This is a genomic window from Bacillus cereus group sp. MG1 (genome assembly GCF_040460035.1).
GTDB lineage: Bacteria > Bacillota > Bacilli > Bacillales > Bacillaceae_G > Bacillus_A > Bacillus_A cereus.
Window position 1 is genome coordinate 2,164,644 of record NZ_JARVGY010000001.1, and the last position, 18,911, is coordinate 2,183,554.

Genomic DNA, 18,911 nt, shown 5'->3' on the forward strand with positions numbered 1-18,911 from the left:
AAAACCAACATTTAGGAGGAATTTTAATATGTTATTAATCGGCACAGAAGTAAAACCGTTTAAAGCTAATGCTTACCATAATGGAGAATTTATCCAAGTTACTGACGAAAGTTTAAAAGGAAAATGGAGTGTAGTTTGTTTCTACCCAGCTGACTTCACATTCGTTTGCCCAACTGAACTTGAAGACTTACAAAACCAATACGCAACTCTAAAAGACTTAGGCGTTGAAGTATACTCTGTATCTACAGACACTCACTTCACTCACAAAGCATGGCATGATAGCTCAGAAACTATCGGCAAAATCGAGTACATCATGATTGGTGACCCAACTCGCACAATCACTACAAACTTCAACGTTTTAATGGAAGAAGAAGGTCTTGCTGCTCGTGGTACATTCATCATCGATCCAGACGGCGTTATCCAATCTATGGAAATCAATGCTGATGGTATCGGCCGTGACGCAAGCATTCTTGTTAACAAAATTAAAGCTGCTCAATACGTACGTAACAACCCAGGTGAAGTTTGCCCAGCTAAATGGCAAGAGGGTTCTGCAACACTTAAACCAAGCCTTGACCTTGTAGGCAAAATCTAAGGAGTTCGATCAAAATGATACTAGATGCAGATATAAAAACACAACTATCCCAATACCTTCAATTAATGGAGAACGATATTTTACTTAAGGTAAGCGCAGGAGACGATAACGTATCTAAAGATATGTTAGCTCTAGTAGACGAATTAGCTACTATGTCATCTAAGATTACAGTAGAAAAAGTTGAATTAGAGAGAACACCAAGCTTTAGCGTAAACCGCCCTGGTGAAGACACTGGTGTCGTATTCGCTGGTATTCCATTAGGACACGAATTTACATCATTAGTGTTAGCTTTACTACAAGTAAGTGGACGCGCTCCAAAAGTTGAACAAAAATTAATCGATCAAATTAAAAACATTCAAGGCGAATATCATTTTGAATCTTATATCAGCCTAAGTTGTCATAACTGTCCTGATGTTGTACAAGCTCTTAACGTAATGAGCGTTCTTAACCCTGGTATTACACATACTATGATTGATGGCGCTGCATTCAAAGAGGAAGTAGAAAGCAAAGACATCATGGCAGTACCAACTGTTTACCTAAACGGCGAATCTTTCGGAAGCGGTCGTATGACACTTGAAGAAATTTTAGCTAAAATGGGTAACGGTCCAGATGCATCAGAGCTTTCTGATAAAGATCCATACGATGTTCTTGTTGTTGGTGGGGGCCCTGCTGGTGCAAGTGCAGCAATTTACGCAGCACGTAAAGGCATCCGCACTGGTATCGTTGCTGAGCGCTTCGGTGGTCAAGTAATGGATACTATGGGCATTGAGAACTTCATCAGCGTAAAAAAGACTGAAGGTCCTAAGCTAGTAGCAAGCCTTGAAGAACACGTAAAAGAATACGACATCGATGTAATGAATCTACAACGTGCGAAACGTTTAGAGAAAAAAGAACTTATTGAAGTGGAACTTGAAAACGGCGCTATTCTGAAAAGTAAGAGCGTAATCGTTTCTACAGGTGCTCGCTGGCGTAATGTTGGCGTACCAGGTGAAGCTGAGTTCAAAAATAAAGGTGTAGCATATTGCCCACACTGTGACGGTCCATTATTCACTGGAAAAGACGTAGCAGTTATCGGCGGAGGTAACTCTGGTATTGAAGCAGCTATCGACTTAGCAGGTATCGTTAAGCACGTAACTGTTCTTGAATTCATGCCAGAATTAAAAGCTGATGCTGTATTACAAGAGCGTCTTAACAGCTTACCAAACGTAACTGTTCTGAAAAACGTTCAAACGAAAGAAATCACTGGTACTGATAAAGTAAACGGTATTTCTTACATCGATCGTGAAACTGAAGAAGTTCATCACGTTGAATTACAAGGTGTATTCGTACAAATCGGTCTTGTGCCAAACACAGACTGGTTAGGCGAAACAGTTGAACGCGTTCGCGGTGAAATCGTAACAGACAAGCACGGCGCTACAAACGTACCAGGAGTGTTTGCTGCAGGTGACTGTACAAATAATCCGTACAAACAAATCATCATCTCTATGGGTTCAGGTGCAAACGCAGCTTTAGGTGCATTTGATTACTTAATCCGTAACTAATAAAAAACAGGTGCCTTGGCACCTGTTTTTTTATTACCCTAATGTATAAACTAAAAACCTCTCATTCCCATTCTTCTCATAAGCACCTGGCAATCTAACTTCTTTCTTCAGCTCAAACGCAGTCTGATTTTCTAAGAAGAAAATATAGTCCTCAGAAGGATAATATAAAATAATATCCACTTCTCTCCCCGTATTTTCTACTGAAAGCAAAATGTTATTTACTACATTCATAAACACTTGCACAGAAAACGGATTAAAGAAATAAAACCTATTATCATGTGGATCAATCTTATATTCCTGCGCTAAACAACATTGGAATTGAATTTTCCCCTTACTGTTTCGTGCCTTTCGGGCATAACGATCTCGATTATCCATCGCTTCTTTATAAAATTCTTCATTCATTTCAATTCCAACTGCTGAAGCCCCACATTTATGATGCATATAAAAGTTTAATCGCCCTTTTCCGCACCCAAAGTCTACAATTCGGTCGCTACTTCGTATTTCATATTGATTCAATAACTCATCTAACCCGCTATACGGCGTCGGTTCGTAGCGGTGATAATGCATAGACTTGTTAAACCCTTTTTGCTCACCGACTGTTTTTATATGTAAAACTGCATCGTAATATTGTTCGTTCATTCGTTTTCTCCTATTAAAAAATGGTACTTATTATTATACACCATGTACTGGAGGCTCATTTTTCATCAAATTAATAGGTACGTGAAATTATATTAACGATTTTCTTAATATATCTATCGTAACTTCAAATATATCAACGATTTTCTCAATATATCGATTTACCGACAATTCACGACAAAAAAACAGGAGCTCTTTAGCCCCTGTCTTCTAACACTTTCAATACAGTTTGTTTCAATATTTCTACCCCATCCATAATACAACTATGATCAAACCTCATATACGGATGGTGTAATCCAGGTTGTAGGTCTGCTCCTAGTCCAAGCATGACAGCTTTTAAATGTGGTCTTTTCACTGTATAGTAATGGAAATCATCGCTTCCTGTCGTATAGAGAGGCCCTGTGCATCTCTCTTCCCCATACACTTCGAGAATACCTTTACGCATAAAGCGCTCTGCTTCTTCGGAAACCTCTGCTCCTGGTGCAAGATCCATCCATTCGTATGAAGTTTTCGACCCCATCGATGCAGCTGATTCTATTACATGCTCAATCTTTTTCTTTAATTCTTCTAATAGTATATTACTCTCAGCTCTTACATCTAAACTGAAATGACCATTTCCTGGAATGATATTTAAATTATCACCACCTGCTTGGCATCTCGTCATTTTTACTGAATAGGAACTTTGCGGTGGCAGCCAAATATTTTTCAAACCGATATTAATCATGGAAATGACATCAATTGCATTCACACCTTGGTGTGGTCTTGCCCCGTGTGCATCCTCCCCATGAATCATACCCTCTAAAAATCCTGCTGCTCCATGGCGAATAGATGGGGCTGCTTGTTTCAAAGATAGTTCTTCAATTGGTCTTAGATGGATGCCAAATAAGAAATCAGCATCATCTACAGCACCTTTCTCCACCATCTTCAAAGCACCATTCCCCTTCTCTTCTGCCGGCTGAAAAATAAATCTAACCATACCACTTTTCCATCTCATATTTTTCAATTGTAAAATAAGTCCCATTACAATGGTCATATGAGCATCATGGCCACATGAATGGTTCGCTTTAAATTCTCCATTTACTTCTTGCCAAAGTGCATCCATATCAGCACGAATCGCAATAACTGGATTCCCGCCTCCAATCTCAGCAATTACACCTGGACAATCATCAAATGTTCTATATGAAATTCCTTCTTCTTTTAAAAAGTCAGTAATATACGCTGTCGTTTCATATTCTTTCCAACTTACTTCAGGGTTTTCGTGTAAATGCTGAAAAATCTCCGTTAAGCGCTCTTGTAGTTCTAATGTTTTCAACGTTCCAGTCTCCTTCCCACATTACAAACGATTCGGGTTAATTATACTTATGAAAAACAGATGTTTTTATGAACATATTGAATTTTAAGAAAAAAGTCAATTGTTTATTTTTAAATACTTAAAAACCTTACTCTGCACTTATATTACAAACTAAACAAACAACTAGAACATTCCTTATTTTCTGTTTTTTATGTTGACGCTTACATAAACTTTTAGTTATCATAACCTAATAAACGTCTATTTTACGACAATTCTAAAAATACAAACAAACATACGTAACAAGGAGGAACTTTATGAAAAAAGAAATACCTTTTGGAATAGCGATTATCCCTATTATCATTACCGTTGCAGTTATGATGGTTACAATTGTTGTATTAAAACAAACCCCTCACGTTCCACTTATTATCGGTACAACCGTTGCTTCTATTGTCGCTTGGCGTTATGGTTACAAATGGAATGATCTTGAAGAAGCAATGTATAAAGGGATTCGTCTTGCATTACCTGCTATCGTCATTATTATTCTTGTTGGCTTAACAATTGGTGCTTGGATTGGCGGTGGAATCGTCGCAACGATGATTTATTACGGTTTAAAACTTTTAACTCCATCACTATTTTTAGTTTCCATTACCGTCATTTGTTCTATCGTTGCATTAGCAATTGGTAGCTCTTGGTCTACAATGGGGACAATTGGTGTTGCTGGAATGGGAATTGGCCTAAGTATGGGAATCCCAGCTCCAATGGTTGCTGGTGCCATTATTTCAGGCTCTTATTTTGGCGATAAAATGTCACCGCTTTCAGATACAACTAACCTAGCCGCAGGATTAACAAATACAGATTTATTCGCACACATTCGTCATATGTTATTTACTACAGTTCCAGGTTTAATTATTACTCTTATCGTCTACGCGGTCTTAGGAAGAAGCTTCGGCGCTAACAATATTGATGCGAAGAGCATCGATCAAACGTTACAAGTATTGCAACAAAACTTTGTTATCTCACCTTTCCTACTCATTATACCCGTAGTCGTTATGGTATTGGTCGCTAAAAGGTCCCTGCTATACCAGCGATTCTCGTCGGTATTATTTTAGGATTTTTATCACAAGTCTTTATTCAAGGTGGTTCTGTCTCAGCATCTGTCGGTGCACTCCAAGCTGGATTTGTTATAGACACTGGAAACAAGCTAGTAGACGAACTATTTAACCGCGGTGGCTTAGATTCAATGATGAATACAGTCTCGATGACAATTGTCGCTATGACTTTCGGAGGAGTATTAGAACATACAGGTATTCTTCGCTCAATTGTAAATCAGATTTTAAAGTTAGCGAAATCAGCAAAAGGGCTTATCGCTTCTACTATCGCATCTTGTTTTGCAACAAACCTTACTTGCTCTGAACAATATATTTCAATTGTTGTCCCTTCAAGAATGTACGCAAATGCATACACAGAAAAAGGACTACATTCAAAAAACTTATCCAGAGCATTAGAAGATGGCGGAACATTAACTTCTGTCTTCGTTCCTTGGAATACGTGCGGTGTATTTATTCTCGCTACACTTGGCGTAGGTGCATTTGAATATGCCCCTTATGCTATTTTGAATTTCATCGTACCTATTATCTCAATCATTTATGGTATAACAGGCTTCACAATTGTAAAACTATCAGACATTGAAAAAGCAGAACTGCTAAAGAAACAAAAAGCTCAACTAGAAGCTTAAAAATAGCGGTAAATTCAGTTCATATAGTGCGCGAGGTCGCCCTTGTTGATAGGGCATTTCCTCGCCGCAAATATGAGCATACCCGTAATCAACTAATTTCTTTAACAACCTTTCTGTCGATCTTCGAGTCACTTGTAAGTACTCAGAAAGGTCAGCTGCTGTAAACTTCAATGACGGATGCGATTGACTAAATTGAATGATTTTTGACAAGTTGGCCGGACTAAGCTTCGTTTCCTTCGCTATTTTCATTAGTTCCGGATTATCATTTTTCAAACTTTGTACTCTCTGTTCTTTCGGGAACGGACCAAACAAATCTTTATCACTTGTTAGTATATAAAAACAACGATCTATTGGATTATTCTTTGCAAAACTTTGAGCAATTTTTGCATTTTGCTCCGCCTCTTTCACGGTTTTTCCATAACCAAATCCAATAGCTATCGTTCCTTCTACGCTCGCAAACAAGTTATTTATCGCATTTGTTTTAATAATCGATTCGATATCACCACGAGTTGTATACAAAATACATGTCATTTCATCCACTTGTTTAAATGAACCACGTAGTTCTTTTGAAATGACATCTAGTTTTTCAAGCAAACTCGTTCGTAATTCTAGGGAAGAAATAATACAAGCACCAACAGTAGCTGAATAGCTTTTTGCTAACTCAGCTTTTATTTTTGCATCTTTTAGACCATGTATAATGGATTGTGTTGGATCAATCATGCGCTCTGAAGGAACACCTATTTTTTGAAGCTCGTCGTAAACAGCGTGAATACTAGTTAAAGCTAAATGAGCTTCTCCAGATTGATATTTAGCTACATGAAAATCGATAACTCTATTTATTTCATCTTTACTCCACAGCATATTTTCATAATCCAACACTTGCGGGCTTTCTTTTATACCAATATCATGGAACACATTTGTAATAAACGAGCGGTCTACTAAATCGATGGAAATGTTATGTGGTTGAATACTTTGATGATACATGATAGAAAGAATTGAAGATGCGACAGTTGTCTCGTCTTGCTGTAAGTATGTACTTGGAATTCGTAATTGTTCTCTTATTTCTTTTGCCATATAATAAGGTAAAGCACCTGAGAAAAAGATGACATCACAAGGCTTTAGACACTTTAATAATTCAGAAGATTCCGCCGGATGAAGGTAAATATATGGATCAATTTCTATTCCTTCTAATTTTTGAGCAATAGGAAAAAGGTTCTCCATAAACTCCTTTGAACCGACAACTGCAATTTTTATCATCATTTTCTCTAACTCCTTATCATTAATTAACGACTATTTAACGTCAACTATATCAAATGTACAAAACTATTGTAAACAGGAAGGGGTTTCTATTCAATGAAAATTACAGCTATTCATCTTTACGCAATTCGTTTACCGCTTCGCAATCCGTTTGTTATTAGTTATGGCTCTTATTCTGATATGCCCTCTATTATCGTCAAAATGGAAACAGATGAAGGTATTATCGGTTACGGTGAAGGCGTTGCTGATGATCACGTCACAGGTGAATCATGGGAAAGTACTTTCCATACTTTAAAACATACGCTAACCCCTGCTCTAATCGGGAAAAATCCAATGAATATCGAAAAAATACACGACATGATGGACAATACAATTTACGGTGTTCCAACAGCGAAAGCTGCAATTGATATTGCTTGTTTTGATATAATGGGCAAAAAACTAAATCAACCTGTATATCAATTAATTGGCGGGCGCTATCATGAAGAATTCCCTGTCACTCACGTTTTAAGTATTGCCGATCCTGAAGATATGGCTGAAGAAGCTGCTTCTATGATTCAAAAAGGTTACCAATCTTTCAAAATGAAAGTTGGTACGAATGTAAAAGAAGATGTGAAACGTATTGAAGCTGTACGAGAACGTGTAGGAAATGACATCGCTATTCGCGTTGATGTAAACCAAGGCTGGAAAAATAGCGCAAACACATTAACAGCACTGCGGTCATTAGGACATTTAAACATTGACTGGATTGAACAACCTGTTATCGCGGACGATATTGATGCCATGGCTCATATTCGTTCTAAGACAGACCTCCCGCTTATGATTGATGAAGGACTAAAAAGTTCTCGTGAAATGCGCCAAATTATTAAATTAGAAGCTGCTGATAAAGTGAATATAAAACTAATGAAATGCGGTGGCATACATCCAGCTGTAAAGCTCGCTCATCAAGCTGAAATGGCCGGCATTGAATGCCAAGTGGGATCAATGGTCGAATCATCTGTTGCCTCTTCCGCAGGATTCCATGTCGCTTTCTCAAAGAAAATCATTACGAGCGTAGAGCTAACAGGACCATTAAAATTCACGAAAGACATTGGAAACTTACATTACGATGTACCATTCATTCGCTTAAACGAAAAGCCCGGACTCGGCATTGAAATAAACGAAGATACACTACAAGAACTAACCGTCTTTCAAGACGTTGTACGCTAAAGGAGGACTATCATATGACGGTTCTATACGAAGGAACATTAAAACAAAATAACGAATCATTTCACGTTACATTACTATCACTAGAGCACATCGAACAAATTTTATCACTACAAAACATCGTAGTTGAAGCACTAGAAGATAAAAGTCGTTTACAACCACTCTCACTAGAAGAATTTCAATACATTCTAGAAGGAAACGGCATGATGATCGGTGCTTTTATCGAAAACAAACTCATCGCATTTCGCGCTCTACTCGTCCCTCCTATCGACGATGAACATTTAGGGCTTGATATTGGTCTATCAGAAAGTGAACTGCACCGCGTCATCTATCAAGAAATCTCAAACGTTCATCCGAACTGTCGAGGAAATGGGATGCAAAAAATATTAGCAAACGTCATCATGGACGAATTACAAAAAAAAGATAGCAAATATGATTATGTATGCTGCACCGTTGCTCCTTTTAACATCCCGAGTTTGAAGGATAAATTTGCGCAAGGGATGGAGATTGCTGCGCTGAAGGAGAAGTATGGTGGTAGTCTGCGATATGTTTTTGTGAAGAAATTGCGCGGAGATAAAGAAAGCGATTGGACGGATGTTCAAAGTATTCTAATGAGTGATGCTAGTGGACAGCAGGCTTTGCTTTCGGAGGGGTATCGTGGGTATGAGATGGCGAAAGTGGATGGGGATTTTGTTGTGATGTTTGGACGCTAACCTATATACTCGAAAAGAGGAGATGTCTGCTGTGACCTCTCCTTTTACTTTCTCTTCATTGAACATATCGATTGCAACTCCGAATATATCAGCGATTTTCAAAATATATCGGCGCAACTTCAAATATATCAGCGATTTTCGAAATATATCGACTTACCGACAAAGATTGACAATAATTGCAACCTATACAAAGCGCAACATTAAACCGTCATCTTCCAACTAGATAAAGCTAACCAGTTCTCCATTTCCTTATAATCGGGCATGATTTTCCCGACAAGACGCCAAAACGATCGATCATGATTTAAATGAACCATATGACACATTTCATGAACAACTACATAGTCAATTACTCGCTGTGGTGCCATTGCTAGCTTCCAATTGAATGTTAGTTGTAAATTCGAATCGCAAGTACCCCAAGTACGACTACTATCTGTAATACGAATAGAACGTGGTTTTGTTTTGAAATTACTTTGATGCGCTTTAATACTCTTCTCTACTAAAGATTTACACTGCTTATAGTAAAATCGTTTTAAAGCTTGTTGTATTTTCTCATCCTTAAGCTCTTTCACATAAATATGTAACTTATCCCCTTTAAATACTGCGTTGTCTTGCTCAATGCTTGCATCTTGGGAAATCTGTATCGGATACGTATTCCCTAAATACAAAAAGCCTTCTCCTTGATCATAATCCTTTTCCTGTGGTCCATGCGCTCGCTCCTGCATTTCTTTACGTGTTGTCTGAATCCACCCCCACTTCTCTTCTAGCAACTGGACTAAGTATTCAACAGGTGTCCCTTTCGGAGCCTGTATTTCTACATTTCCATACGAATCTACAAAAAGACGCACGGACTTTTTCTTCTTATAAGTTATATGAAAATTAATTGTCTCACCTAAATATGTATGTACCATTTCATCACCTAGCATAGTATTTTTACAAATAAAAAAGAGTAGGATACGAACGTCCTACTCTACCTATTATATCATTTACTGCTTTAACGAACTCATTATCCTCTATACTTTACACCTAATCCCTTAATGAAATTCCTTGCGTATCTATCGCCGCACTCTTTGTAATTTTTATGACCTTTTTTTCTTAATAGAGCGCCTAACTCTCCTTTTGTTACCGTAACGCCTACGCTATCTAATATATCAAGTACATCCTCACTCGTTAAAGATAGTGCGATTTTCATTTTCTTTAGAAGAAGGTTATTGGCACTCTCCTTGCTCTGTACAGGTGCAGGCTGCCCTGGTTTCGGATCTTGCTTTCCTCTTTTTAAAGTAATAAATCCATTTAAAAATGCCTCTAACATCATCATATCGCATGTTTTTACGTACTCATCTTCAGCTACCTCATCATTTTCAGCTTCATGCTGAGGAGCTCTCTTTATTTTTGTAAGCATATCAACTACGTCTTCTTTCGTTACTTCCATCCCGCCAAGTTTAAAGATTTCTACCATATCTATATCTTTTATATCTAAAGCGTATCGTACTCTTTTTAATATATCGTTGTTGCTCATTGCCATTGGGTTTCCTCCTGAAATGTTGATTATTTATTCAGCGGTTAAAGTTTATGCTATAACCTGCTTTAAATTATCATGTTTAATCTAACCTTTTAGTTATTGTCCGCTAAATTAATACTTTAACATTTTAAAGATATGTTTTATAGTCTTACCCGAACTTTTCTCTATCATTGTATCTACAGAGCTCTTACATGTTTTTTATATGCCTATAAAAAGATTTCTCTCTTAACATTAACTAAAAGAAAAAAACAGTGCTTTGATTTCTCAAATACACTGTTCTTTTCCAGCTCTGCACTTATTTTCAACTCACTCATGTCATGCACTACATATGAAATGATTTAACTGCTTAAAAGTTAAACCATCTCACTATCCTGAGCCACACCAACACTATCCTCAAACTTATCCAACAAAGCACGCACCTCATCGGTCGATTTCGTACTCATCAATTGATTTCTCAATTCCGCAGCTCCTGGGAAGCCCTTCACATAAATTTTGAAGAAGCGGTGAAGTCCTGTGATTGAGCGTGGCAGTACTTCTGCATATTGATCTTGAAGATCAAGTTGTAGTCTTAAAAGATCTAGATGTTCTTTACTGCTATGTTCTCTTGGCTCTTTTTCAAACGCAAATGGATTTTTGAAGATGCCTCGTCCGATCATTACGCCATCAATGCCGTATTTTTCAGCAAGTTCCAGTCCCATTTTACGATCAAGGATGTCTCCATTGATTGTTATTAACGTATTGGGTGCAATGCGGTCACGTAATTTTTTGATTTCCGGAATTAGTTCCCAGTGCGCATCTACTTGGCTCATTTCTTCTCTTGTGCGTAAATGAATAGAAAGGTTTGCAATATCTTGTTTGAAAATGTGCGTTAACCAATCTTCCCACTCGCTTAACTCTTTAAAGCCAAGTCGTGTTTTTACGCTGACAGGCAGTCCACCCGCTTTTGCTGCTTGGATAAGTTCTGCTGCAACGTCTGGACGTAGAATAAGGCCACTCCCTTTTCCTCTTGATGCAACGTTCGGTACTGGGCAACCCATGTTAATATCGATACCTTTAAACCCTAGTTCTGCCATACCGATACTCATTTGACGGAAGTATTCAGGATTGTCTCCCCAAATATGTGCTACCATCGGTTGTTCGTCTTCTGTAAAAATTAAACGGCCACGTACACTTTTCATACCTTCTGGATGGCAATAACTATCCGAGTTTGTAAACTCTGTGAAGAATACGTCCGGACGACCTGCTTCACTTACTACGTGACGGAAAACAACGTCTGTCACATCTTCCATTGGTGCAAGTACGAAAAATGGTCGTGGTAATTCACGCCAAAAATTATCTATCATTTCAAATTCAAATCCTCTCACTATGAATACAATTTCAAAATCTAAATTTATAATTTGTGAAAATCAGCAATATTTATTTTAACTAAAATCGCTTATGAATGGTATTTTTGTAAACCAAAAAGCAGGTGGTATAGATTTTTTCTATATCAACTGCTTTCCTATTATACTAACTTAAGCCAAGCCACACACTCCACATGAGTCGTATGCGGGAACATATCAACAGGTTGTACTTCCTGTGTTTTATATCCACCTTCTTCTAGTACTTTTAAATCACGTGCTAATGTTGCTGGGTTACATGATACGTATACGACGCGTTTTGGCTTCATGTCGATGATTGTGTTTAGTAATGCTTCGTCACAGCCTTTACGCGGTGGGTCTACGACCATTGTGTCAGCAATTACGCCTTCTTTGTACCATTTTGGAATGACTACTTCTGCTTCTCCTACCCCAAATTCAGCGTTTGTCATGTTGTTTAGTGCTGCATTTCGGTTTGCGTCTTCAATTGCTTCTGGGACGATTTCAACACCGTACACTTTTTTCGCTTTTTGCGCTAGGAATAACGAGATTGATCCGATTCCGCAATAGGCATCAATTACTGTTTCGTTACCGCTTAATTTTGCGTATTCTAACGTTTTATCGTATAGCACTTTCGTTTGTTCTGGGTTTACTTGATAGAATGAACGTGCTGAAATCGCAAATTTAATGTCCCCGATAAAGTCATAAATATATTCTGATCCGTATAGTACTGTCGTTTTGTCTCCGAAAATTACGTTTGTACGCTTCGTATTTACGTTTTGAACGATTGATTTTACTTCTGGGAATTTCGCTGCAATTTCTTCAATGATTGCTTTTTTGTTCGGTAATTCTGCTGTACGTGTAATGAAGACAAGCATAATTTCCCCTGTTACTTGTCCGTAACGAGCCATTACGTGACGAAGTGTTCCTTTATTACGCTCTTCGTTGTATGCAGTGATACCGTGCTTTTCACAAATACGTTTTACTTCTTGGATTAATGTATCGTTTTCTTCTGCCTGAATTAAGCATGATTCCATATTAATGATGTCATGCGTTCCTTGGCGATAGAAACCAGCTACAAGTCCGCCTTCACGTTCTCCGATTGGTACTTGTGCTTTATTGCGATATACCCACGGATTTTTCATGCCAAGTACAGGATGAACAGGAACATCACCTAGTCCTCCAATGCGCTGCATAACGTCACGTACTTGTTTTTCTTTCGCCTGTAATTGTCCTTCATAAGTTAAGTGCTGAAGCTGACAACCGCCGCACTGATTATATACTGGGCATTCTGCATCTTTACGATATGGACTTTCTGTATGAAGCTTCATTAAACGACCAAATGCGAAGTTTTTCTTCACTTTAATAATTTTAATTTGCGCTTCTTCACCTGGTAATCCGTTTTTAACGAAAATAGGATAGCCCTTTACTTTCGCAACACCGGCACCATCATGTGTTAAATCTTCAAATACTACATCTATAAACTCGTTTTTCTCAACTGGTGGCGTCATTTTAGTACTCATTTTCCGACCTCTCTTTTTCATAACACTGCGTTACATTTTATCATACTTATATGGTCTTTTTCTATTGGAAGAAAAAAAGCTATTGACGATAGTTCTCTGTTAATGTTACGCTACTACTAATTTAATACGGACGATGTTACCTCATATATACTTGATAATATGGATCGAGAGTTTCTACCCAGCAACCTTAAATTGCTGGACTATGGGGAAAACTAATGAATATTAGCCTATGCGCAAAAAAGGACTCATATTGATTAGCTTTCTCTCATAGATGAAAGTGAATCCATATGGGTCTTTTTTTATTTTTATTTTTCTAAAAGGTCAGACATCTTACGTATGACATAAAACCTCATTCCTTTATTTTTAGTAATATAACGAGCGTTTTATGTACAAACTTTATACGAACTTCTGAAAGGGGCAACTACATGCAATATGTAATGAGCATTATCGGTATTCTTGCCGTGTTAGGTTTATGTTTTGCTTTGTCAAACAACAAAAGTAAAATCAACTTCCGTGCAATTGCAATTATGATTGGTTTCCAAATTTTAATCGGTTGGTTTATGTTTGCTACAAAGATTGGTCAACAAATCATTATTTTCATTAGTAAAGTTTTCAACAAACTAATTAAACTTGGTACGACAGGTGTCGATTTTCTCTTTAATGGAATTCACAGAGATTTTGTCTTTTTCTTAAACGTATTACTAATTATCGTATTTTTCTCAGCACTACTTTCAATCTTTAGTTATTTAGGTGTTTTACCATTCATCGTTCGCGTTGTCGGCGGTGCTATTTCAAAAATTACTGGTTTACCACGCGTTGAGTCATTCCACGCAGTAAACTCTGTATTCTTCGGTTCAAGTGAAGCATTAATCGTTATTAAAAACGATTTACAGCATTTCAATAAAAACCGTATGTTTATCATTTGTTGTTCTGCGATGAGCTCCGTTTCTGCTTCTGTTACAGCATCATACGTAATGATGTTAGATGCAAAATACGTACTAGCAGCTCTTCCGCTAAATTTATTCTCAAGCTTAATCGTTTGTTCGTTATTAACACCAGTTGATACGAAGAAAGAAGATGAAGTGATTCAAAAATTTGATAGAACGCTATTCGGGGACAGCTTTATCGGTGCAATGATTAACGGTGCGCTTGATGGTTTAAAAGTAGCTGGTATCGTTGCCGCATTAATGATCGCCTTTATCGGTGTGATGGAAGTTGTAAACTACGTAATTAGTGCAGCTTCAGGCGCAATGGGACATGCCATTACTTTACAACAAATCTTCGGTTACGTACTTTCTCCATTCGCATTCTTAATGGGTATTCCAACTCAAGATATTATCCCAGCTGGTGGTATTATGGGTACGAAGATTGTTTTAAATGAGTTTGTAGCAATCCTTGATTTAAAAGACACAGCTACAACATTAGCTCCACGTACAGTTGGAATCGTTACAGTATTCTTAATTAGCTTCGCAAGTATTAGCCAAATTGGTGCAATCGTTGGTACAATCCGTGCCCTTTCTGAAAAACAAGGAAGCGTTGTTTCTAAATTTGGTTGGAAAATGCTATTTGCATCAACACTTGCTTCTATTTTATCTGCGACAATCGCTGGATTGTTTATTTAATAAAAAATCACCTTACTTTAACGAGTAAGGTGATTTTTTTGATTCTTTATGAAACCGAGTGAAATTCAACTGCTTCTTCTGTATTGATAATCCTATCTTTATATATACCTTTTATTGAAATGTAAATGATAGATTTGTTTATGTTTTTTAACTTTCCTAATGAAAAATGATAAAGCAATCCATTACTTTTTAAAGTCCACATCTTCCCACTCCATGGACCAGTAGCTTTTTGTTCATCCGACGCCTTGATTTCACCTTCATATTCGCATTCTCCCAAAGGAGTTTTAATTGTATTCTTCTCTGTATCAATTCGAATATTTTTAATTAGATTCAAATTTTCATCAGAGAGAATTTGAATTTCATGATCTTTCTTTTTAAAAAAGAGTTTTCCGTCTTTGGTATTTATATATTCTGCATTATCCATTTTATCTATCATAAAATCATATTCTTCTTTTGTAATACCTAAGTTTTGATGATAAGGAAACGTTTTTTTCGGTATAATTTCTTCTTCGGCATACTTCAAATACCAATCTAAATTATTTGTAATACTATCGCTCATTTTATTTCCGATTTTCTCTAATTTCTCTTTTATCTCATAAGGAAATTCAAGTGTCATAATATCCGCCGTCACTTCCGCATTCATAAGATGCGATGGAATATACTCTTCCACACTATTTGCTTTACTCACTTCACTTTGACAACCAACTATAAATAGCGATATGAAAAAGATATATATTATTTTTTTATATTTCATTTCTATTCTCCACTCCATACATTATTCTTACTTAGTTTTATAGCGGTTTTCATTATAGTATAAAATCTTTATATTTTAATAAAATACATATCCTTATGCAAAATTGCATATTAATAAGTCTTCTTCTTACTTTAAAATTAGCTTAAATTACTTTCCAAATTATACAAATAACAAGCATTAAATGTTATAATTTGTAAAAAACATTGGAGGACCTTATGAAAATTCACGCCCTTTTCGATTTCTTACATTTACTAGTCTTAACCCTGAAAAGCTATTATGTATGGGGAATGCCTATCTATGTCTTCATTATTCCTCTTATCTTTGTAGTCGGTTATATTATTATTAATTCTAATAAGAAACAAAAAAACACATCTATTCAATAAAATGTACCCTATAGAATAGACACTTGAAAAAAGTCTATTCTATAGGGTATTTCTTGTATAATAAAAGGAAAATTGGGATCGGAGAATGTTGAAAATGACAAAAAAACTATTTACAGAAAGAGAAATTCAAATTCTATCAAATAACCTATACGTAAAATCTGTAAGTCAGAAAGGTATCACTTATACAGAGGAATTTAAGCATATTTTTATTGAGGAAAATGAAAAAGGAAAGCTACCTCGAAATATTTTTGAAGAATGTGGTTTTGATATAGATATGATTGGAATGAAACGAGTTATGTCATCGGGAAGTAGATGGCGTGCTGCTTATAGAAAAAATGGTGTATTGGGTTTAAGGGATACACGTATCGAAAACGCTGGAAGAACTCTTGAGAGAGAGCTTACGTTAGAAGAAAAGTATGCCCGTTTAGAAGCCGAACGAAACTTACTAAAGGCGGAAAACGAATTGCTAAAAAAAATCAAACTTATGGAAGGGAGGATGAGAAGGAAATAACACTACCACCTAGTCAGAAATTCATCTTGATTCGTTCTGTCATCATGAAATACAACTTAAGGAATATGGTCAGTCATTTGTGTAAAGTAGCTGGTGTATCCCGTTCGGGATACTATAATTACTTTTCAGTTTCATCTCAAGAACAACGGAAACAAAAGAGTGATCGAGATGAAATCTTGAAGGAAACCATATTAAAAGCACTTCGATTTAGAAATAGAAACAAAGGGGCTCGTCAGATAAAGATGACATTGGCGGGTCAGTTTCAAGTTGTCTACAATTTAAAGCGTATCCGTAGAATTATGAAGAAATACGAGATTATCTGTCCGGTTCGCAAAGCGAATCCTTATAAAAGAATGCTTAAAGCTACAAAAGAACATCGAATAGTACCAAATCAATTAAATCGGGAATTTAAACAAAATACCCCAGGGAAAACACTTCTTACAGATATCACCTATTTAGTTTACGGTAAGAATCAAAGGGCCTATTTATCTACAATTTTAGACGGCTCAACTAATGAAATTTTAGCTTACCATGTTTCAGAACAGATGACATTAGAGCTCGTAACGACAACTCTCCATAAACTAAAAAGGAATCCGCGGATTCGATTGACTGAAGGTGCTTATATTCATTCAGATCAAGGATCCCACTACACAAGCCCTACCTATCAAAAGCTAGTTAAAAAGCTAAACCTAGGACAATCCATGTCAAGAAGAGGAAACTGTTGGGATAACGCCCCACAAGAATCATTTTTTGGTCATCTGAAAGATGAAGCTCATATAAAACCTTGCGTGTCCTTTAATGAATTGAAACAAGAGATTAAGAAATATATGACGTATTATAATCATTATAGATATCAATGGAATTTAAAAAAGATGACTCCTGTTGGATACAGAAACCATCTTCTTGATGTTGCCTAACTTTTTTCAAAATGTCCTTTACAAAGGGTACAGATTACAAAGTCACTAATCTATTACATTAATAACCTCCTAAAAATCATATTCCCCTCATTTTCTTCAAATGATATGATGAACAAGGGTATATCCCCACCACTCTTATAGCGGTGGGGATTTTAATATAAATATGCAACATACTACACAATAGAAGGTGATTTTTATGAGAAAATACGCAGCAATTGCTTTATGTACGTCTGCCATTCTAGCAGGCTGTAATACTAACAATGTAAGTCCAGAACCTAAAAAAGAGAAAACGGCTCAAGGGATTAAGAAACAAGAAGAGACTGTGCAAGAACAAGGTAAAATCTCATATAATTCAGTTACACACGAATCTACAAACACAAGTATTCATATTACAGACATAAAAGATTCTTTAAATGAAGTACAATATAAAATTTGGCGCACAGCTGATGGCAAGGAAAGTGCTAAATCTTTTTCTTCTAAAGAAAAAGAGAAACAATTCACACTTCCTTTTGATATAAAGGAATTTGAAGGAAAACGCGGTGAGTTCCAAATTGAAGCAACAGGAATGAAAGAAGATGGGAAAACAATCCCGCTTACGAAATCTACTATTACTTTCGAACAAAAGGTTCCTGTTCTTATGTATCACGCAATTGATGATTATCATGGTCAAGGCATTAAAGACTTATTCGTATCACCAGCTAACTTTGAAGCACAAATGAAACATTTAAAGGACAATGGTTATACGCTTTTAACGTTTGAACGCTGGGGCGATATAAATAAAGTAAATAAACCGATTTTCGTTACATTTGATGACGGTATGAAAAATAATATGAATGCATTTCGCATTTTACAAAAGCTAAAAGATGATACTTTTAAACCGGCAGCAACAGAATATATGATTGTTGATAACGTTGATGTAGAAGGAGCATTGTCTACTTCTGAAATAAAAGAAATGGTTGATTCCGGCATTTTCTCGGTGCAATCTCATACTGCAACACATGCAGATTTACCGAAAATTACAAACTATGAGGAAGAGTTAAAAGGTTCAAAAGAAAAGCTAGAAAAAATAACAGGTAAGCCTGTTATCGCGATTGCTTATCCATTCGGTCATGTAGATGATAAGGTTGTTGCAGAAACGAAGAAGTATTATCAATTTGCGACAACGACAAAGCCTGGGCAATTCATTACGAAGGGTGAACCTGATGAATTGTTAAAGATGAAGCGCGTTCGTATACACCATACAACGACTGTAGAGCAGTTTGCTTCTTCAATTAAGTAAATATAAGGGCTCAACACATTTTGAGCTCTCTTTTTACTTTATATTTATATATATTTTTAGAATTTTCTTGTATTATA

General features: G+C 36.6%; 15 protein-coding genes, 1 pseudogene and 1 riboswitch. Of the genes and pseudogenes, 8 read left to right on the forward strand and 8 right to left on the reverse strand.

Annotated elements, in window-relative coordinates:
- Nucleotides 1–28: 28 nt before the first annotated feature.
- Entirely contained in the window at nucleotides 29–592 is a 564-nt protein-coding gene (ahpC, locus tag QCI79_RS11165) for an alkyl hydroperoxide reductase subunit C (protein ID WP_000924420.1), read from the forward strand.
- 14 nt (nucleotides 593–606) lie between these two features.
- Complete coding sequence (ahpF, locus tag QCI79_RS11170) at nucleotides 607–2,133, forward strand: alkyl hydroperoxide reductase subunit F (RefSeq protein WP_000599501.1); 1,527 nt, start codon at nucleotides 607–609, stop codon at nucleotides 2,131–2,133.
- A gap of 33 nt (nucleotides 2,134–2,166) precedes the next feature.
- Here the strand turns inward: ahpF and QCI79_RS11175 are convergent, their stop codons facing one another.
- Complete coding sequence (locus QCI79_RS11175; protein ID WP_001005631.1) at nucleotides 2,167–2,772, reverse strand: SAM-dependent methyltransferase; 606 nt, start codon at nucleotides 2,770–2,772, stop codon at nucleotides 2,167–2,169.
- A gap of 193 nt (nucleotides 2,773–2,965) precedes the next feature.
- Nucleotides 2,966–4,081 (reverse strand): M20 peptidase aminoacylase family protein, encoded by a 1,116-nt coding sequence (locus tag QCI79_RS11180; RefSeq protein ID WP_000853511.1) that lies wholly within the window; start codon nucleotides 4,079–4,081, stop codon nucleotides 2,966–2,968.
- A 293-nt stretch (nucleotides 4,082–4,374) separates the two neighbouring features.
- On the opposite strand from QCI79_RS11180, the pseudogene nhaC reads away from it, so the two are divergent.
- A pseudogene (gene nhaC / locus QCI79_RS11185) lies at nucleotides 4,375–5,795 on the forward strand (Na+/H+ antiporter NhaC).
- On the opposite strand, the gene QCI79_RS11190 reads toward nhaC, so the two are convergent.
- A complete protein-coding gene (locus QCI79_RS11190) occupies nucleotides 5,784–7,055 on the reverse strand; it encodes a hypothetical protein (protein ID WP_000972812.1) in 1,272 nt (423 codons plus the stop codon). The pseudogene nhaC and the gene QCI79_RS11190 sit on opposite strands and share 12 nt — an antisense overlap.
- A gap of 93 nt (nucleotides 7,056–7,148) precedes the next feature.
- Between QCI79_RS11190 and QCI79_RS11195 the strand changes: the two genes are divergently transcribed.
- A complete protein-coding gene (locus QCI79_RS11195) occupies nucleotides 7,149–8,258 on the forward strand; it encodes a mandelate racemase/muconate lactonizing enzyme family protein (RefSeq protein ID WP_000704490.1) in 1,110 nt (369 codons plus the stop codon).
- A 14-nt stretch (nucleotides 8,259–8,272) separates the two neighbouring features.
- Complete coding sequence (locus tag QCI79_RS11200) at nucleotides 8,273–8,968, forward strand: hypothetical protein (RefSeq protein ID WP_021728704.1); 696 nt, start codon at nucleotides 8,273–8,275, stop codon at nucleotides 8,966–8,968.
- A 200-nt stretch (nucleotides 8,969–9,168) separates the two neighbouring features.
- Here the strand turns inward: QCI79_RS11200 and QCI79_RS11205 are convergent, their stop codons facing one another.
- The 4 genes from QCI79_RS11205 to rlmD form a co-directional block, all read right to left on the reverse strand.
- Nucleotides 9,169–9,876, reverse strand: coding sequence for a M48 family metallopeptidase (locus tag QCI79_RS11205; protein WP_000233735.1), 708 nt, complete (start codon nucleotides 9,874–9,876; stop codon nucleotides 9,169–9,171).
- A gap of 95 nt (nucleotides 9,877–9,971) precedes the next feature.
- Complete coding sequence (locus QCI79_RS11210) at nucleotides 9,972–10,490, reverse strand: YehS family protein (RefSeq protein WP_001251702.1); 519 nt, start codon at nucleotides 10,488–10,490, stop codon at nucleotides 9,972–9,974.
- Between the two features lie 350 nt (nucleotides 10,491–10,840).
- A complete protein-coding gene (locus tag QCI79_RS11215) occupies nucleotides 10,841–11,830 on the reverse strand; it encodes a tRNA dihydrouridine synthase (RefSeq protein ID WP_000566707.1) in 990 nt (329 codons plus the stop codon).
- Nucleotides 11,831–11,991: 161 nt separating this feature from the next.
- Complete coding sequence (gene rlmD, locus QCI79_RS11220) at nucleotides 11,992–13,368, reverse strand: 23S rRNA (uracil(1939)-C(5))-methyltransferase RlmD (protein WP_000105034.1); 1,377 nt, start codon at nucleotides 13,366–13,368, stop codon at nucleotides 11,992–11,994.
- Nucleotides 13,369–13,489: 121 nt separating this feature from the next.
- A riboswitch (purine riboswitch) is annotated at nucleotides 13,490–13,591 on the forward strand.
- Between the two features lie 202 nt (nucleotides 13,592–13,793).
- Here rlmD and QCI79_RS11225 point away from each other — a divergent pair.
- A complete protein-coding gene (locus QCI79_RS11225; protein WP_001200489.1) occupies nucleotides 13,794–14,990 on the forward strand; it encodes a NupC/NupG family nucleoside CNT transporter in 1,197 nt (398 codons plus the stop codon).
- A gap of 46 nt (nucleotides 14,991–15,036) precedes the next feature.
- Here QCI79_RS11225 and QCI79_RS11230 read toward each other — a convergent pair whose 3' ends face one another.
- Complete coding sequence (locus QCI79_RS11230) at nucleotides 15,037–15,744, reverse strand: hypothetical protein (protein WP_000875595.1); 708 nt, start codon at nucleotides 15,742–15,744, stop codon at nucleotides 15,037–15,039.
- A 468-nt stretch (nucleotides 15,745–16,212) separates the two neighbouring features.
- Between QCI79_RS11230 and QCI79_RS11235 the strand changes: the two genes are divergently transcribed.
- Together QCI79_RS11235 and QCI79_RS11240 are read left to right on the forward strand one after the other, a co-directional pair.
- Nucleotides 16,213–17,555 (forward strand): IS3 family transposase gene (locus QCI79_RS11235; RefSeq protein WP_087942833.1). Its coding sequence is split into 2 segments (ribosomal slippage): nucleotides 16,213–16,594 and nucleotides 16,594–17,555, totalling 1,344 coding nucleotides; the frame shifts between segments, so codons are not numbered across the junction.
- A 196-nt stretch (nucleotides 17,556–17,751) separates the two neighbouring features.
- Nucleotides 17,752–18,834 carry a polysaccharide deacetylase family protein gene (locus QCI79_RS11240; protein ID WP_001233712.1) on the forward strand — a complete coding sequence of 361 codons (1,083 nt, stop codon included), beginning with the start codon at nucleotides 17,752–17,754 and terminating at the stop codon, nucleotides 18,832–18,834.
- Nucleotides 18,835–18,911: the final 77 nt, after the last annotated feature.

Excerpts from the sequence above, each read along its gene's own strand:
- ahpF (WP_000599501.1), top strand. The coding sequence starts at position 607 with ATGATACTAGATGCAGATATAAAAACACAACTATCCCAATACCTTCAA.
- QCI79_RS11210 (WP_001251702.1), bottom strand. The coding sequence starts at position 10,490 with ATGGCAATGAGCAACAACGATATATTAAAAAGAGTACGATACGCTTTA.
- QCI79_RS11195 (WP_000704490.1), top strand. The coding sequence starts at position 7,149 with ATGAAAATTACAGCTATTCATCTTTACGCAATTCGTTTACCGCTTCGC.
- QCI79_RS11205 (WP_000233735.1), bottom strand. The coding sequence starts at position 9,876 with ATGGTACATACATATTTAGGTGAGACAATTAATTTTCATATAACTTAT.
- QCI79_RS11225 (WP_001200489.1), top strand. The coding sequence starts at position 13,794 with ATGCAATATGTAATGAGCATTATCGGTATTCTTGCCGTGTTAGGTTTA.
- QCI79_RS11190 (WP_000972812.1), bottom strand. The coding sequence starts at position 7,055 with ATGATGATAAAAATTGCAGTTGTCGGTTCAAAGGAGTTTATGGAGAAC.
- QCI79_RS11240 (WP_001233712.1), top strand. The coding sequence starts at position 17,752 with ATGAGAAAATACGCAGCAATTGCTTTATGTACGTCTGCCATTCTAGCA.
- rlmD (WP_000105034.1), bottom strand. The coding sequence starts at position 13,368 with ATGAGTACTAAAATGACGCCACCAGTTGAGAAAAACGAGTTTATAGAT.
- QCI79_RS11215 (WP_000566707.1), bottom strand. The coding sequence starts at position 11,830 with ATGATAGATAATTTTTGGCGTGAATTACCACGACCATTTTTCGTACTT.
- QCI79_RS11200 (WP_021728704.1), top strand. The coding sequence starts at position 8,273 with ATGACGGTTCTATACGAAGGAACATTAAAACAAAATAACGAATCATTT.
- QCI79_RS11230 (WP_000875595.1), bottom strand. The coding sequence starts at position 15,744 with ATGAAATATAAAAAAATAATATATATCTTTTTCATATCGCTATTTATA.
- ahpC (WP_000924420.1), top strand. The coding sequence starts at position 29 with ATGTTATTAATCGGCACAGAAGTAAAACCGTTTAAAGCTAATGCTTAC.
- QCI79_RS11175 (WP_001005631.1), bottom strand. The coding sequence starts at position 2,772 with ATGAACGAACAATATTACGATGCAGTTTTACATATAAAAACAGTCGGT.